The 15,502-nt window shown below is 37.1% G+C and carries 13 protein-coding genes and 1 pseudogene; 9 read left to right on the top strand and 5 right to left on the bottom strand.

Going from position 1 to position 15,502, the window contains the following annotated elements; genetic code table 11:
• Positions 1 to 103 precede the first annotated feature (103 nt).
• On the top strand, positions 104 to 604 hold the full coding sequence (locus BA724_RS04700; protein ID WP_069937518.1) for a YhcN/YlaJ family sporulation lipoprotein: 501 nt from the start codon (positions 104 to 106) through the stop codon (positions 602 to 604).
• Positions 605 to 954: 350 nt separating this feature from the next.
• Here BA724_RS04700 and BA724_RS04695 read toward each other — a convergent pair whose 3' ends face one another.
• The 3 genes from BA724_RS04695 to BA724_RS04690 form a co-directional block, all read right to left on the bottom strand.
• Positions 955 to 1,896, bottom strand: a complete 942-nt coding sequence (locus tag BA724_RS04695) for a DUF2971 domain-containing protein (RefSeq protein WP_069937517.1) — start codon at positions 1,894 to 1,896, stop codon at positions 955 to 957.
• Positions 1,897 to 1,992: 96 nt separating this feature from the next.
• A complete protein-coding gene (locus tag BA724_RS18250) occupies positions 1,993 to 2,142 on the bottom strand; it encodes a phage terminase small subunit-related protein (protein WP_141719872.1) in 150 nt (49 codons plus the stop codon).
• 65 nt (positions 2,143 to 2,207) lie between these two features.
• Positions 2,208 to 2,588: a DUF6173 family protein gene (locus BA724_RS04690; protein WP_083256072.1), complete on the bottom strand. Its 381-nt coding sequence runs from the start codon at positions 2,586 to 2,588 to the stop codon at positions 2,208 to 2,210.
• A 777-nt stretch (positions 2,589 to 3,365) separates the two neighbouring features.
• Here BA724_RS04690 and BA724_RS04685 point away from each other — a divergent pair.
• From BA724_RS04685 to BA724_RS04675, 5 genes and pseudogenes are all read left to right on the top strand, one after another.
• Positions 3,366 to 3,557 carry a hypothetical protein gene (locus BA724_RS04685; RefSeq protein ID WP_069937516.1) on the top strand — a complete coding sequence of 64 codons (192 nt, stop codon included), beginning with the start codon at positions 3,366 to 3,368 and terminating at the stop codon, positions 3,555 to 3,557.
• Positions 3,558 to 3,687: 130 nt separating this feature from the next.
• Entirely contained in the window at positions 3,688 to 3,885 is a 198-nt protein-coding gene (locus BA724_RS04680) for a hypothetical protein (RefSeq protein WP_069937515.1), read from the top strand.
• Positions 3,886 to 3,967: 82 nt separating this feature from the next.
• Positions 3,968 to 4,153, top strand: a pseudogene (locus BA724_RS19200) (immunoglobulin-like domain-containing protein); the annotation flags it as partial.
• 357 nt (positions 4,154 to 4,510) lie between these two features.
• The gene (locus BA724_RS19110) at positions 4,511 to 4,720 is read left to right on the top strand and encodes a hypothetical protein (RefSeq protein WP_342669990.1); all 210 of its coding nucleotides are present in this window, start codon (positions 4,511 to 4,513) and stop codon (positions 4,718 to 4,720) included.
• 407 nt (positions 4,721 to 5,127) lie between these two features.
• On the top strand, positions 5,128 to 5,706 hold the full coding sequence (locus BA724_RS04675) for an MEDS domain-containing protein (protein ID WP_069937514.1): 579 nt from the start codon (positions 5,128 to 5,130) through the stop codon (positions 5,704 to 5,706).
• A gap of 428 nt (positions 5,707 to 6,134) precedes the next feature.
• Here BA724_RS04675 and BA724_RS04670 read toward each other — a convergent pair whose 3' ends face one another.
• Complete coding sequence (locus tag BA724_RS04670; RefSeq protein ID WP_069937513.1) at positions 6,135 to 6,971, bottom strand: STAS domain-containing protein; 837 nt, start codon at positions 6,969 to 6,971, stop codon at positions 6,135 to 6,137.
• Between the two features lie 634 nt (positions 6,972 to 7,605).
• Here BA724_RS04670 and BA724_RS04660 point away from each other — a divergent pair.
• The 3 genes from BA724_RS04660 to nspC all read left to right on the top strand — a co-directional run bounded on the left by BA724_RS04660 (position 7,606) and on the right by nspC (position 11,284).
• Positions 7,606 to 8,202 carry a hypothetical protein gene (locus BA724_RS04660; protein WP_069937511.1) on the top strand — a complete coding sequence of 199 codons (597 nt, stop codon included), beginning with the start codon at positions 7,606 to 7,608 and terminating at the stop codon, positions 8,200 to 8,202.
• Between the two features lie 717 nt (positions 8,203 to 8,919).
• Positions 8,920 to 10,158 carry a saccharopine dehydrogenase family protein gene (locus tag BA724_RS04655; protein WP_069937510.1) on the top strand — a complete coding sequence of 413 codons (1,239 nt, stop codon included), beginning with the start codon at positions 8,920 to 8,922 and terminating at the stop codon, positions 10,156 to 10,158.
• Position 10,159: 1 nt separating this feature from the next.
• On the top strand, positions 10,160 to 11,284 hold the full coding sequence (gene nspC, locus BA724_RS04650; RefSeq protein WP_069937850.1) for a carboxynorspermidine decarboxylase: 1,125 nt from the start codon (positions 10,160 to 10,162) through the stop codon (positions 11,282 to 11,284).
• A 282-nt stretch (positions 11,285 to 11,566) separates the two neighbouring features.
• Here the strand turns inward: nspC and BA724_RS17845 are convergent, their stop codons facing one another.
• Positions 11,567 to 15,472: a PAS domain S-box protein gene (locus BA724_RS17845; protein WP_083256071.1), complete on the bottom strand. Its 3,906-nt coding sequence runs from the start codon at positions 15,470 to 15,472 to the stop codon at positions 11,567 to 11,569.
• Between the last annotated feature and the right edge of the window lie 30 nt (positions 15,473 to 15,502).

Genomic DNA, 15,502 nt, shown 5'->3' with positions numbered 1-15,502 from the left:
TTAAGAGTTTCATAAAGCTGTTCCTCTTTTCTCCCTTTCTGAATAATTATTTAAAACACTGGAGAGGATATCTTTTGTTAAATGATATAAGGGAGGACTTTCAATGAAGAAAATATCGATTTATGTGACAGCTTTTATGACTATGTTTTTACTTGCAGCTTGTATGGGTGATGATAATAATGCTTCAGACGGAGCGGATAATGCCCCAGCGGAAAACATGTCCACAAATAATCAAACAGCAGACAATGACATGGACGACGCTGATCAAGCCAATCAAGCTAATTTGAACTTGGCCCAAAAGGCTGCTGACCGTGTTGAAGAACTGGAAGAGGTAGATGGAGCGACAGTACTTGTAACAGATCAGACTGCTTACGCTGCCATTGATTTAAAAAATGGTACAAAAGTAAATAATGAACTGAAAAATAGAATCGAGGAAAAAGTAAAAGAAGCGGACACTTCTATTGAGAAGGTGTATGTTTCGGAAGATCCAGATTTCAGCACTCAAATGAAGGATTATGCTGATCGGGTTGAGGCAGGCGAACCCGTTGAAGGATTCTTTGACGAATTTAGTGATGCTGTTCGAAGAGTATTTCCAAGTTCCTAAACACAAAATTTATTCATTATACGGATTTCATAAAACGAAAAAGCCACGACTGCATTTGCAGCGGATCCGTGGCTTTTTATGCGTATTTCTTAATTTCGAGATTAAAGCGATGAATTATTATCGGCTAAAAATTTAAAAGATTAAGGGAATATCCCCAAGAAATTATTCCAATTCCCCTGGAAATCAGCTTATACCTGTATATCCTTCGCCTCCTTCCTTTATTGCATTCTATAATTGTTTACAATTCTACATGTTCAGAAGCGGCTCCGACCGGCCATCGTTGTGTGTGACAGACAGCAGTTGTGTCACCTCTTTTCTGTAAGAAGAAAAAGCATCCGGAGCGGGATGCTTTAATACCGATAAGGTATTTTAGATTTTTTTACTTCAACTTCTGTCATATCGTTGTTATCTAAAAAGTGCTCCATCCCTGCTTCAGCAATGTCTAAACTGTTTTTCGGACCAATCGTAATGCTTTGTATAAATTTTCTATTATTGTTGTTTCCAACAGAAAGAGGGATATAAGGAATAAAAACCCCATTTCCAATTCGAAATTTCGTGACCTTTTTCGCATATCTTTCATCTGTGAAATAAACAGCAAATCTAAATTCTTCTTCTTGATGAAAACTAGAATCTTTAAAAAAGATAGAGTACGTTACAATATTGGCTAATGGCTTAGCGCCATATTTGTAATAAAGGGTCTCATCATTTTTATCAAATGCACACAGAAAGATTTTATATAGATTTGTTAATTCCTTTCTAAGTAATTTTAATTGTTCTTCTTTGTTATAAATAACAGCGTAAGGAAAAACAAACACTTTTTTCGGTTCATGGCTTTTGGCAATATTTTCACTTAATAAATGGAGCAATTCTGAGTAAATAAATTCAATGTTATATCCATCATTATTTGCATAATTCGACCAGAGAAGATTTGAGTCTTTATTTGTACTTAATGATAAAGTATAAATTTCCAGTGAAAAGAATTTATTTTGAATTGATCGCTTAATCCATTCTTTAAAAACTAATTCTTCAGTGACCTTATCTGCTCCTGAAAATTGTTCTATCAGCATCATAACCGTATCCAGGGTATATTTGAGTTCTAATTTATCATTTAAAAATTCACTTTTAGACAGCCATAATTCTTTATTCTTAATGATTCCTTCTAAGCCATAAATACTTGTGTAATGATAAAGTGACATCTCTTCCTCTACCATAGGCAGCTGATCAAACTCTAAAGAATCCACAAATTCATCTATATTCGCAACACGTTTTATATCTTTGAATTTATTTTCCACTGAAATCCCTCTCACTGTTTCAATTTGTAATAGGCATGCAGCTTTTTTTCATTAATTTTTATTCTTATTTGAAACCCTGCCCACTATTATAGACAGTTACTCTGAAGAATAAGCGGCTAATGAAGGAAGTTTTTTACTTACGGGGCTGGTCTGCGAATCGGAAACGTCCAACTCGGCTGCAATCTCGATATTGTTTAGCCACAGTTGAAATCCTTCATCCCGCTTCGGATTTCTTGGTTCCGCCATCTCCCTCCTTTCATTGGGTTTGTTTTAGATCAAAGAAAAAAAGCCACTCTTGAGTGACCTTTTTATTATTGGATGAAACCAAATGGGATTTTAGGCTCTTCAGGATTCGGTCGAGGCATTGCCATTAATAAAAAATTAAGCTGGGATACATGCTGCATCAACTGCACTTCCAATCCACTCTCCGTAACTCCCGCAAAAATGATTAAGCTGGGATCACAGTAACCTAATGCCGTTACCTGAAAAGTGACTGACTGCCCAGATGGAATAAGCCTAACCCCCACCCCTTGGCTGCCATCTAGTTTGTTGTCAAAGTCTTCAGCTCTTTTTTTTAAATGCTTATAAAGTTCACTTGCCAAGTTTTGTCCCGTTGGTTTCACTGGCTCAGGCATTTCATTGTAAATTTCGTTAACATCCGTTGTTTTGCATAGATCTGGCCTGACTTCCACTTTGTCATCTCCTTCATTAAATTGGATAGACCTGCCCTGACTTCCACTTTATTATCTCCTTTTTCGTCAAATTATTACCTTCAACGTCAAGAGCTTTTTCTTCTCATATATATATCATCTGCAAGACAAAAAAGGATTTTCATGGGGACTCCTGGCTTTTTTATTTTGTTTGTATAAAACTTTCTGAACTGGACCATACTGTTAGTGGTAAGGCAGTCCCAGCCTTCCAAGTTTATATTTCCCATTAACACAGCATAGTCAGAGCCCCCTCTGGCTTTTTTTATGCAAACACTGCCAATTCTTCGCTGCCTTAAACCTTTCCCGCGTTAAATTCTGCTATTGTGATAATTGTGATAAGCAGCAAGCTCGATGCCGGTACTGCCCGCCGCCGGCAAAATTATCGACAATGATTTCCCGGAGTAAATCTAACTGCTTCACTATTACACCGCCTTATTTCAGTAATATTGCTGAATGAAACATCGCTCACATCCTTACTCCAGATACTATTTTTATTCGGACAAGGCCATTCGCTCTGCGTGATAATGCTGACGCAGCCGAGCGTGTAGATGCCCCTGATTTTGACCTTTTTCCATTCTCCGATTCTTATCAAAACGCTCTCTCCTTACGATACAGAATAAACATAATGTTAGTGATTTACATGTGTAAATCACTTTTAATGTGGGTATATATCCTTATAGATCTACTCGTTTGATCCTTTACACGAATTTTTCTCCGCTCCTCCTAAGGTGAAGAGAAATTTTGGTGGGAGGTGATGAAATGAGAAGAATCCAGGGCATAAATAATTTAATTCCTTACCTTGATTCGATCAGCTTCCCACTAACTCATGAGGAAATTCAAGACTTAATCGCTCAAAAAAAGCTTCCTCATAAAAAACCGGTTAGTGGAATTTTCATTTTTGATTTAGACCACATCGATTGGTGGGTCAACGAAAACCGAATCAAAGAATGATATTTGGAGCCCTACTTTTTAGTAGGGCTTTAATACTTTTTAATCTCTTGGGACGAACTGTTAAGTAACGCTCTTACTGATTTACAATCCAATTATTTGTATAATGAAGATGGCGGGAGGTGTTTTAATAGTGACGAAAAGCTCACTGATTACTCTTTGTTTTTCGGTGTTCATTGTTTTCTCAGCAGGATGTCAATCAAATGATTTACAAGCAGTGAATGATGTAGGCAATAACCTTACAGAAGAAGCACCTGCTCAAGAACGTTTAAGCTCAGAAAACGGTGTGACCATTACTACAGAAAAAAGACCAATATTTAACATCAGTTGATAAAATTATCATTGAAATCCAAAATGACAGCAACACAGAATACACGACAGACGCTCACGTTTTCCTTTAAAAAAAGGTAGAAGATGTATGGTACAGCGTGCCAATGAAAGCAGACTCAGACTCTTTCACACAGGAGGGAATTGTCTATCCCCCAGGTGAATTGTCTACAATAGGTTTTGATGTAGATGATTTGAAGTATGAACTAACTCCCGGTCAATATCGAGCGACCATTGGGGGGCTTGTTACTCCATTTGAAGTTGTAGAATAAGAAGAACCGCCTTAGGTTCTTTTTCTTTTTGGTCGATTATCGACAGAACCATTTATTCAACAATAGCGGTCTATTACGGATTGCTTCTTCTTTCTTTATCCTGCTTTCATATACTCCATTATGGGTCCTTTTTAGCAAGTAACCGTTCTTCTAGAAGCTGCCACTCCTTTTAGTTTTTGGGCGCATAATATTCATTATCCATATGGAAATAAAGTTACATTTACAGTATATTTAGTTAAAAAAATAAAGAAGATGATTATTTTGCGGTCTCCACTTGCAAAGAAATTAGTCATAAAAGATTTTCGTTCTTACTATTGGTTAAAGGAATAATTGCAAACGTTTTCAAGGTAGAATGGAATTAGTGCCTCCGGATCTACACACGAAATCTCTGATAGAATTGCTGTATTTCTTGAAACGGGAGAAATTCAAAAACTTTTAAGAAAAACAAAATCTTCTACAACTAAAACCGTCCAAAATGAGTTGAGTCTGGAAATGGTCATTACTGAAAACCATCGTTGCAGTCAATCTGTGAGGACTTTTTTTATTTCACGATTTTTGCGTGATTAATATGCGTGCTTTTCTTATAAAGATCCTCAGCTAATTTTAAAATGCAACGTGCTGAAGCCTCGTTTCTGGTATTTCTTTAAAATCATAATAAGCGTCGTATATAACTCCAGCAGTATCAGCATCGTCTCCTATAAAATACTTTTATCATTAATCGAGCGAAGGGTATAGAATTTTAATGATTACTATGAGAAAATGCTTATAGGGTTAAAATCATTAACTTTTTTCAAAGAGATGAAAAGAGTTCTAGAAGAACAGTTGAAGGAACTGCGGCATATTTGGGAAGTTATCAAAAAAGAGGGTTAAATAAATATGCTGCGTTGTGATTTATGTCTCGCATATCGAATGGAACTTTTTGCACATCCCGTATTAATCGCCTAATAAGAAAATAAACCGAAAGGAGCGATAAAGTGGAAAATAAATTCTCTGAACTGATTAAAGAGAATGACAGCGTCCATATTTTCTATAGTGTGGCCGAGCTGAAGCCTTATATAAACAACCTTGTTTCATACATTCTTTCCGCTGTTAAGCAGAACGAACATATTTTTGTGATAGAAAACGAAAGATTGCTCTCCCTCATGTATGCGGAATTAGAAAGTGTTTTAACAAAGGAACAACTGACACATATTCACACTATCAATAACTTTGATTATTATTTTTCAAATGGAAGTTTCCACCCTCCTACCATTTTTGAATATCTTTCTGAAACGTTAAAACCTTTCAATGAAAAGAATGTCTCTTTCCGAATCTGGGCACATGTAGAATGGAGTGACCAGAAGGAAATCTTAACCGTACTAGAAGAATTTGAAAATGAAGCTGACCGCTTAGTCGGCGAACAGGGATTATTTTTAGTCTGTGCTTATGATGAAAAAAGAGTGCCTGACTCAATCAAAACGGCATTAATGAAATGCCATGAATACATACTGTCTGAAGATGGAATCCTCCCGTCCGGCTTATACCAAAGCGCAAATAATATAGTTGAATCTTAATAAGATGTACCTTAACCTTTTCAAAGAGATGAAAGAGAAGTTCCAGAAGACCAGCGCGAGGAAATACGGCAGTTTTGGGAAGTTATTAAAAAACGGGAATTGAATAAATAAGCACGCTGCGGCGTGCATTATTTTTACATAAACGGTGTACTATTTTTCTTTACTTGACCAATTAAGGAGTGCCTTCTTGAGCGGAGCGTATGTGCCAGGAAACCATTAAGGTTAATACCCTCCTAATAGTGATATTAAATTAGCAATGTAAAAAATTTATTTTTCACTATACTGTCCCTTTTGAGACAGTTTTTTTCTTTCCTTAAAACTCCGCCTTTTTTAAAGCGGAGTTTTATTTTATATCGTGACTAAAATCTACAGAAACAGGACTGTCCCAATAAAAAAGTATAGAATAAATCGTAATGGCAATTGAGATGTTACTTTATGTTCTCTATCGCCTGCTTCACATTTGCAAATGTCTTAATCGACGAAAAATCGATTCCTCCACTAATAGCTTTTGTAGCTAAATCCGGGCGAATGCCAGTAAAGAGTACATTTATTCCCAACAAACGAAGAACATCATATACTCTAAATAAATGACGTGCAACGTCTGTATTGATCGTCACGATGCCAGAAAAATCAATAATAAGATACTCAACTTTTAACCGGGGGATATCTGGCAAAACCTTATTCAAAATATGTTCAACTCTTTCTGAATCAACACTCCCAATCAATGGAAGAATCGCAATCCCATCTTGAATAGGTACAATGGGAGCCGATAATTCATTAATCGCTCTTTGTTTTTCATTAATCTCTCTCTCTCTTTCATCAAGAAGATTATCTGTTTGTCTTTCAAAGGCAAGTATGGTCTCTGTAACGCTGACGTCGAGCATATAGCTGACCGTTTTATTTAGCGTGACCGTATCCTCTGTAGAAAGTCCATGTTCTGTAGAGATTTTCGTGATTTGTTCTATAAAGCCTAATCGAATAGCAGGATAGCGTCCTATCATGCTTGAAATTCTTCCCTTTAGAGCTGCCTGGCGCTCTCCATTTTTTTTGCTCATTTCGATAAACCCATGCGGCACTTTATTTTCATTTAATGTAATAGACTCGGCCAGAAACTCTATAAACTCCTTGTAAACACCGTTATAATACGTTAGCTCTTCTTTAGGGAGTTCAATCTCAAGCCTTTGCAGAATATCATCAACGATTTTAATAGCTAATAACTCAGAATTATCAGTAAGATATTTCGCAACAATTGAGATCTTGTTCATTATTCCCACGTCCTTATCTCTATATTGCTTAATTATATCCTTAAATTCGGAAATTGAATATGTTTGTTAAATTTATTACATTACACATCTATAATTTATCTTGTTAAATTTGGCTAAAACTGTGTTGATTTCCTGCTTCAACTAGACTGCCCATTTGCATTAGCTTAACAAGGAAATCGACACTAGTCGCTAACAAAACTAAATAAATAAAAAAGCCGCGTCAGTTTAGCGATTTCTTCTGGCTTGCTAAAACGTAGATTAACACCCCTTCCAGGCTATGTGCGCCCATATCAAATTTATTAATATTTGTCATTGCAGAACTAATTTTTGTCTCAACGCCGTCTATTCCGATTATGTTACAATGGATTACTTGTTGAGCATACATAAATAAAGCCAGTATTTTTTGCAAATCCAAAAACTGCATGGCTTAAAGACAGTATAAGTTGCGCCTGCACGATCACCATTTTAAACGACGGCTGAGGCAATATTAATAACTACCCCTATAGCGCCATTCAGCAAGCCCCTCTGTTTTCGTCATATATGGGATAAAAGAAGAATATAAAATGAGAGAAGCATTTCCAATTAGTTGTTGCGTTCATTATATAGTGGATCATATACAGGGGGTGTTCACAAAGTGCCATCTGCAAAACTGCTGCGCCCAAAAAAGCCTTTCTATAAAACATGGTGGGCTGTTTTGCTGTATGCCTGTATCTGCCTCGGTCTTTTAAAAGGTGTCGTGACAGAATTATGGGAACCGGCTTCAGAAAAGCTCACTGCTGAATCAGCAAAATTTAGAGAGGACCTTAAAAAAAATCTCCATACACTTGAAAACAATGGAAATAATACAGAAAATATTGTATTTAATCTGGAAGAATCTAAAATGAATATCGATGATCTGGCAGAAGAATTAAATTCGGCCGCCGCAATGGTGAAAGAAGCTAACACTGCAGCTTTAGAAGCTGCTGCCAATTCAGAAAAAGCCAGTGCTGAGATGATGAAAGCTATTGAAAACGCTAAGGCTGCTAATAATAAAGTGGAACAAGCTGAGCGCGAGGCCGAAAAAGCAGAAGATCAAATTGAAGAGGCAGAGGAAAATCTTGAAGAATCAAATGAAAAAGTGAGTGAAGCAAGTGCTGAAGTGAAAGAAACAAATACCGAGGTTGAAAAAATTAATGCAGAAGCCAGAAAGGCCTTAGAGGATCAGGAAGTTGTTGATGAGCCATCTAATTAAAAAGAGAAACTTCATTACGGGACTAAGCCTATAGAGAAACAAATAAAAAGCACTTTTAAGTTGGAAAACGGGTATTGATTACCTGAAAAATAACTTGGAGGTGTTTTTTTTACAAGTCCAAGAGTGAGTTATTAAATAATTTTTAAACTTGCTGATTGCTATTTTCATTACATGCTGATAATATGGAGAAGCGTGATTTGGAAAGCTAATATTCAAAATGCTCGAGTCTTTCCGAGTAGATAATTTTTGACCACTTCCCTTAAAGAAGTTAAGGCCATACGGACAGCCGGGTCAAATGCCGATTGGCAACTTCAGTTGCCTTATTGATTGAGTTAGAAGCTCAAATTTTATAAGTTGGTTACTTTAACAACCAGTGCATGTGCACACAACTTGTGAAACGGTCAATAAGAGTGGCAAAATAATTATTTGCTGTATAGACTCTGATCCTATGAAGATATATTTTAAATATTAATAAGCTTTCTACTATAATGTCCGAGGACTTTTAAAGGTAGCCGTATATACGATTTTCATTACGCATATACTCATGCTTTTTAATATTGATAAATGTATCTGAAGCAAGTGTTGTGCGCGATTGTGCGCTTTGCACTTGCTTTTTTGTTGTTCAAAACTTTGAGGGGTTTTACAATAATCTTTTTTCCATAGGCTATTATGGAATCCCTCTTTGCTTCACAAAAAATTTAGTTGGGAGATAGAAGAATGGGAAAAGCGCTTATTATCGGTTGTGGTGGAGTGGCATCAGTAGCCATCCATAAATGTGTTCAAAATAGTGATGTATTTGAAGAGATTTGTATCGCAAGTCGTACAAAATCAAAATGTGATGACTTAAAAGCTAAATTAGATGGTGGCAAAACAAAAATTACAACTGCACAAGTTGATGCAAACAATGTGGACGAGTTGATTGCTTTAATTGAAGAGGTAAAACCAGATATCGTCATGAACCTAGCTTTACCATATCAGGATTTAACAATCATGGATGCCTGCCTGGCAACAAAAACAAACTATATGGATACAGCGAACTATGAGCCGGAAGATACGGCGAAATTTGAATATAAATGGCAATGGGATTATCGCGAACGCTTTGAAAAGGCTGGTATTACAGCTCTTTTAGGCAGTGGATTTGACCCTGGTGTAACAGGTGTATTTTCTGCTCATGCGCTTAAGCATCATTTTGATGAAATTGAATATATCGATATTCTCGACTGTAATGCGGGGGATCATGGCTATCCGTTTGCAACAAATTTCAATCCTGAAATCAATATCCGTGAAGTTTCAGCTAACGGAAGATATTGGGAAAACGGCGAATGGGTCGAGACGAAACCGATGGAAATCAAACGCGTTTATAACTTCCCTGAAGTTGGCGAGAAAGATATGTATTTGCTTTACCACGAAGAACTTGAATCTCTTGCTGTAAATATCCCTGGCATTAAGCGTATCCGTTTCTTCATGACATTTGGTGAAAGTTACCTTACTCACTTGAAGGCCCTTGAAAACGTTGGAATGACTTCCATTGAGCCTATTGAATTTGAAGGAAAACAAATCATTCCGCTTCAATTCTTGAAAGCAGTACTACCTGATCCTGCTTCCCTTGGACCACGTACAAAAGGCAAAACAAATATTGGCTGTATCTTTAAAGGTAAAAAAGACGGAAAAGATAAAACGTATTACGTGTACAATGTTTGTGACCATGAAGAGTGCTATAGAGAAGTGGGTTCCCAGGCTGTTTCTTATACAACAGGCGTTCCTGCTATGATCGGTGCGATGATGTTGATGACTGGAAAATGGAACAAACCAGGCGTATACAATATTGAAGAATTTGATCCAGATCCATTCATGGATGCATTGAACAAGTGGGGACTTCCATGGCAAGAAGATCTTTGTCCCGATCTTGTAGACTCTGAGCCTATTAAAGCTAAAGAGTCGGGGTTTGTTCGTTAAGATGCGGTTTGAAGAATTACCAACACCATGTTATGTTGTCGATGAAAATCTTGTGAAAAAAAATCTAAAAATCCTGAGCGGAGTCATGGAACGTACGGGATGCAAGATTATTTTGGCACAAAAAGCATTTTCTATGTATAAGATGTATCCTCTCATTGCAGAGCATTTAAGTGGTACGACAGCAAGCGGCTTATACGAGGCACGCCTCGGTTACGAGGAAATGGGCAAAGAAAATCATGTCTTTGCCCCTGCCTACCGTGAGGATGAAATCGATGAAATTATCTCGATTTGTGACCACATCATCTTTAATTCCTTCTCACAGGTGGAAAAATTTAAAGAGAAAGTGCTTAAAGCTGGTAAAAAAGTTGGCTTGCGCATAAATCCTGAATGCTCCACTCAAGATGGGCATGCCATTTACGATCCATGCTCACCAGGTTCCCGGTTCGGTGTAACGAAAGAGCAGTTTCGTCCCGAATTGCTTGAAGGTGTTTCAGGGCTGCATTTCCACACACTTTGCCAGCAGAACTCTGACGATTTAGCAACCACTCTTCAGGCAGTAGAAGAAAAGTTTGGACAATGGCTCCCGCAGATGGAATGGATCAACTTTGGCGGCGGCCATCATATCACGAGGGAAGACTATAACATTTCTTTACTTGAGGATTGTATTAAGAGAATGCAGGAGAAATACGGGTTAGAAGTCTACCTAGAGCCAGGCGAAGCCGTTGCGCTCAATGCAGGATATCTGGTGACGACTGTTCTTGATACAATGCAAAATGGAATTGATATTGCCATTCTTGACACTTCTGCCTCTTGTCATATGCCTGATGTGCTGGAAATGCCTTATCGTCCCCCTCTTTTCGGCTCAGGAGAAGCAGGAGAGAAACCGTTTTTGTACCGGCTTGGCGGCCAAACTTGTATGGCAGGCGATGTGATAGGAGATTATTCGTTTGATCAGCCATTAAAGAGCGGTGATCGATTAGTTTTTGGTGATATGGCGATTTACTCAATGGTGAAAAATACGACGTTTAACGGTATGGCACTTCCAGCCATCGCTGTACAAGATAAAGATGGAGATTGTCAGGTCGTGCGTGAATTTGGCTATCAAGATTTTAAAATGAGACTTTAAAAGAGCAGTATAAAATTCAAAAGCTATTTATGTCTGTAATGGGAATCGTATATAGAAATAAGGCTCCATACACAGAATATCTAAAAAAACCAGATTCTGAAACATGAATCTGGTTTTTTGTACATTCTTGAATAAAACGATATATTTATTTTTCAGATGATCAATAAATAATTCAGCAATGACGCTTAAGGAACATCCAATCTGGCTCTCCAGCATTTTTTATGTGCTCTATAATGACGTAGTAAAATAAACATTTATTTTATTACCTAATGCGTGATTTTTTTAAGAAAGGGGCAGCCTCACTTCAACAGTCGTACCTTGATTTTCTTTACTTTGGAATATGATTGTCCCCTTATGCTGACTTATAATCCTGAAGCACAACATTAAGCCTAAACCCGTTCCTTTTTCTTTATTGCTAAAAAAAGGTTCCCCTAATTTCTGAAGACGTGCCTCATTAATCCCAACACCATTATCGATGATTTTTATTAAAACATTTGTCTCCTCTTTAATAGCCTGAATGTTTACAGAACCTCCGTTAGGCATGGCTTCGATACTATTTTTAATTAAATTAATAACCACTTGTTTTATTAAGTTTGGATCACACGTAATTGGTGGAATATTCTGTTCAACTTGTTGGTATATTTGCACGTTTTGTAAATGAGCCTCTGATTCCAGCAGTGTCTCAACATCTTTTAGTATTTTCTTAAGATCACTTTTCTTTAATTGAATCTCTTGTGGCTTAGCTAGATTAAGAAACTCATTAATAATCTCCTCAATACGATTAAATTCATCCAAAATGATATCAAAAAAATTCTCATTAACCATTCCTTGTTGCATGAGCTTAACAAACCCTTTTATTGATGTAAGAGGATTTCTTATTTCATGAGCAACACCTGCAGCAAGCTCCCCTACTACGGTTAATTTCTCTGACTTTGACAGCCGTTCTTCTGCTTTTCTTTTTTCTGTGATATCTCTTCCTACCATAATAATATGCTCTGTTTCACCATTTTCCCCCATTACAGGTGTCCCCACACATTCAACTAATATCCAATTCCCATTAGTGTGCAAGAAACGAAATTCCAATTGAGAAGAAGCCTTCGATTTAACAATCTGCTCCAACTTCTCTTTGAAATATCCAACATCTTCTGGGTGTACTTTATCGCTTGTTTTATTTCCGATAAAGTCTTTTTTAGAAAGACCAAGTACTGTTTCGTGTGATGGTGATGTATACAAAACTTGTCCATTGCTGTCTAACAACCAAATTAAGTCGGTCATGTTTTCGGCAATAAGACGATATTTGTATTCACTTTCTCGCAATGCTTCCTCAGCTTTTTTGTATGCTGTTATATCTACACATGAACTAATGACTTCTATTACTTCTCCCCCCCGTTTAATCGGGCGCAGGCTGGCAAGATATGATAGGCCATTAATTACGCTCTCGTAAGTAACAAGGTCTTCTCCCTCCCAGGCTCTCTGGTAATATTTTGTCTTTTCCTTTGCACTCTCAATAGGCAGAAAATCATGCAAAGCTTTCCCAACTACTTGAGATGGAATTAACCCCATTCGGTATAATAATTCCCCATCACACAATGTATGAATAAATCGATCATTGATTTTTTTAAACTTCAAGATCATTCCCTGCTGTAAGCGAACGGTGTCTTGCATTTCTTTTTTTGCTTTGTATATTAATTCTTCCGCCCACATTCGCTCATTCATATCTTGAGAGATTCCATGCTTTTTGACCATTTGCTGGACTTCTTGAAATATGTTTTCTAGTTCATTTGCAGGCAATGGTTTACTAAAGAAATATCCTTGCCCTTCATTACATAAATGTTCCTGCAGAAACACAAGCTGTTCCTTGGTTTCAATTCCTTCTGCTACTACATTTAAGTTCAAGTTATGAGCCATTGAAATGATGGTTTTAACAATTGTTTCATCGTTTGGGTTGTTATAAAGTTCGCGGACAAACGATTGATCGATCTTTAATGTATCAACGGGGAATTGTTTTAAATAGTTTAACGAACTAAACCCTGTCCCAAAATCATCAATACTGATGTGAACACCCAGATTTTTAAGCTGCTGCAAGGTGGAAATGGTTCGTTCAATGTCCAGTGTCATGCTCTCAGTAATCTCCAGTTCCAAATATTGGGGATCAAGCCCGGTTTCATTCAGAATAGAGGCAATCGTATGAACGAAATTGGCTTGAGTAAACTGAGTGGCTGATAAATTGACAGCGATGACTGATGAAAATCCTTTTTCCTGCCATGCTTTATTTTGTTTGCACGCTGTATACAACGCCCATTCCCCGATAGGAATAATTAAACCGGTTTCTTCTGCAATAGGGATAAAGGCTGCAGGGGATATCATTCCCCGTTCCGGATGATTCCAACGAATTAACGCTTCTACGCCCACTATATTACCGGTTTTCAAACTGAGTTTTGGCTGATAGTGCAACAGTAATTCATCACGTTCCAGCGCTTTATAAAGATCCACTTCCATTTGCAGCGGATTTAATTCGTGTTCATTGGAAAAATAAAACTTATAATTGTTTTTACCTGCTTTCTTTGCTTTATACATGGCAAAATCAGCATGTTTGATTAATGCCTCGGCCGTCTCCCCATCTTTAGGAAACTGGCTGATTCCTATACTTGCAGAAGTGAAAATATCATAATTTTTTATTTTATATGGGTCAGCAAGCATACCCATAATTCGTTGCCCAACCTTTGAAGCAGTATCTTTATCGGCTTCTGCTAAAATAACGATAAATTCATCCCCACTTTGACGAAAAATGATATCGTTACCACGCACAGATAACTTCAAACGTTTCGTCACTTCTATTAAGAGAAGATCACCCATATTATGTCCTAACGTATCGTTGATGACTTTAAATCGATCAAGATCAATCATTAAAATAGCGAGGCTTTGTTTCTTTTCTGCAGCCTTCTTTAACTCATTTGAAAGACGTGAATGCAACATATTTCGGTTAGGCAACCCCGTTAAATAATCATGGAATGCCAGGTGTTCATTGTATTTTTCTAGTTTTACTTGTTTCGTTATATCTTGTGATACTCCAAATACACCGTCAACTTGTCCACTTACCATAATAGGGACAAGTGTGTTACTTAAATGTACGAGTGATCCATCTTTGTGAAAAATGGATGTAGTAAAGTTTTGCGGCATCCCTTTCTTTACTAATTCAAAATACTTTGCTTTCTGCTCTTTTTCTTCAGGGATCGCAATGTCGTTAAAACGCACTTTGTTTACAATCTCTTCTTCACTGTAGCCAGTTAATTTTTCACATACACTGTTGCAAGCCGTAAAATATCCATCAAGATCGATAGAGTATACGCCATTAGCGTTATTTTCGAACAACGCTTTATATCTATGCTGGTTTTCCTCTATCTGCTCATGAAGCTTCTTTTTTTCCATAATATCTTGACTGACGACCATTACAGTCGTTTTTCCATTAAACGGGATGGCCGCAGCATTTAATTCTACATCGATTACTCTCCCATCCAGCGTGTTTACTTTATATTCACAGGAAGGAAGACTTTCTCCACTTAATAGCCTTTCTAGACGATCTTGTAATTTATCTAACTTTTCAGGCACAAAGATTTCTTGAATTCTTTTACCCAAAATCTCATTCACATCATTTGCCCCCAGCATCTTTAGTGACTCCGGATTTGCATAGACAATTTTTCCTTCCTGATGTACAAAAATAGCGTGGGGTGATAGCTTAATAAGAGTACGATACCGTTCTTCACTTTGGTCTAACTGTATCGTCGCTTTTTTAAGCTCCGTAATATCAAAAATGATCCCTATACTTAAAATAACCTTTCCATTATCATTTTCAATAATATGGGCACTCTCTTGAATCCATCTCATAACTCCATTGGGACGAATGATTCTGTATTCAATATTAGACGACCTGCCTGATAATAATGTTTTTATATGACCTTCAACGATATTCATGTCTTCTGAAAAAATGAAACCCTTCCATAATTCAGGATTTTTCTCAAAATCTTCTCGCGTATACCCATATATTTTGGCTGCCTCACTTGAAACCCAGAGAGAATCTTCCTCTAAATCCCTGTACCACATGGATGCACTTACGCTATCAATTACTTTCTTTGTTAATTCTATATCTTTACTATTTCTTAATAGGCTGGCAATATAATTAATATCCATTTAGATTCTCCAATTATTTTAGTTATTGAC

Source organism: Domibacillus iocasae, from assembly GCF_001750285.1.
GTDB lineage: Bacteria > Bacillota > Bacilli > Bacillales > Domibacillaceae > Domibacillus > Domibacillus iocasae.
The sequence above is the reverse complement of the archived record's forward strand: the minus strand, read 5'-3'. Positions and strand labels throughout refer to the sequence as shown.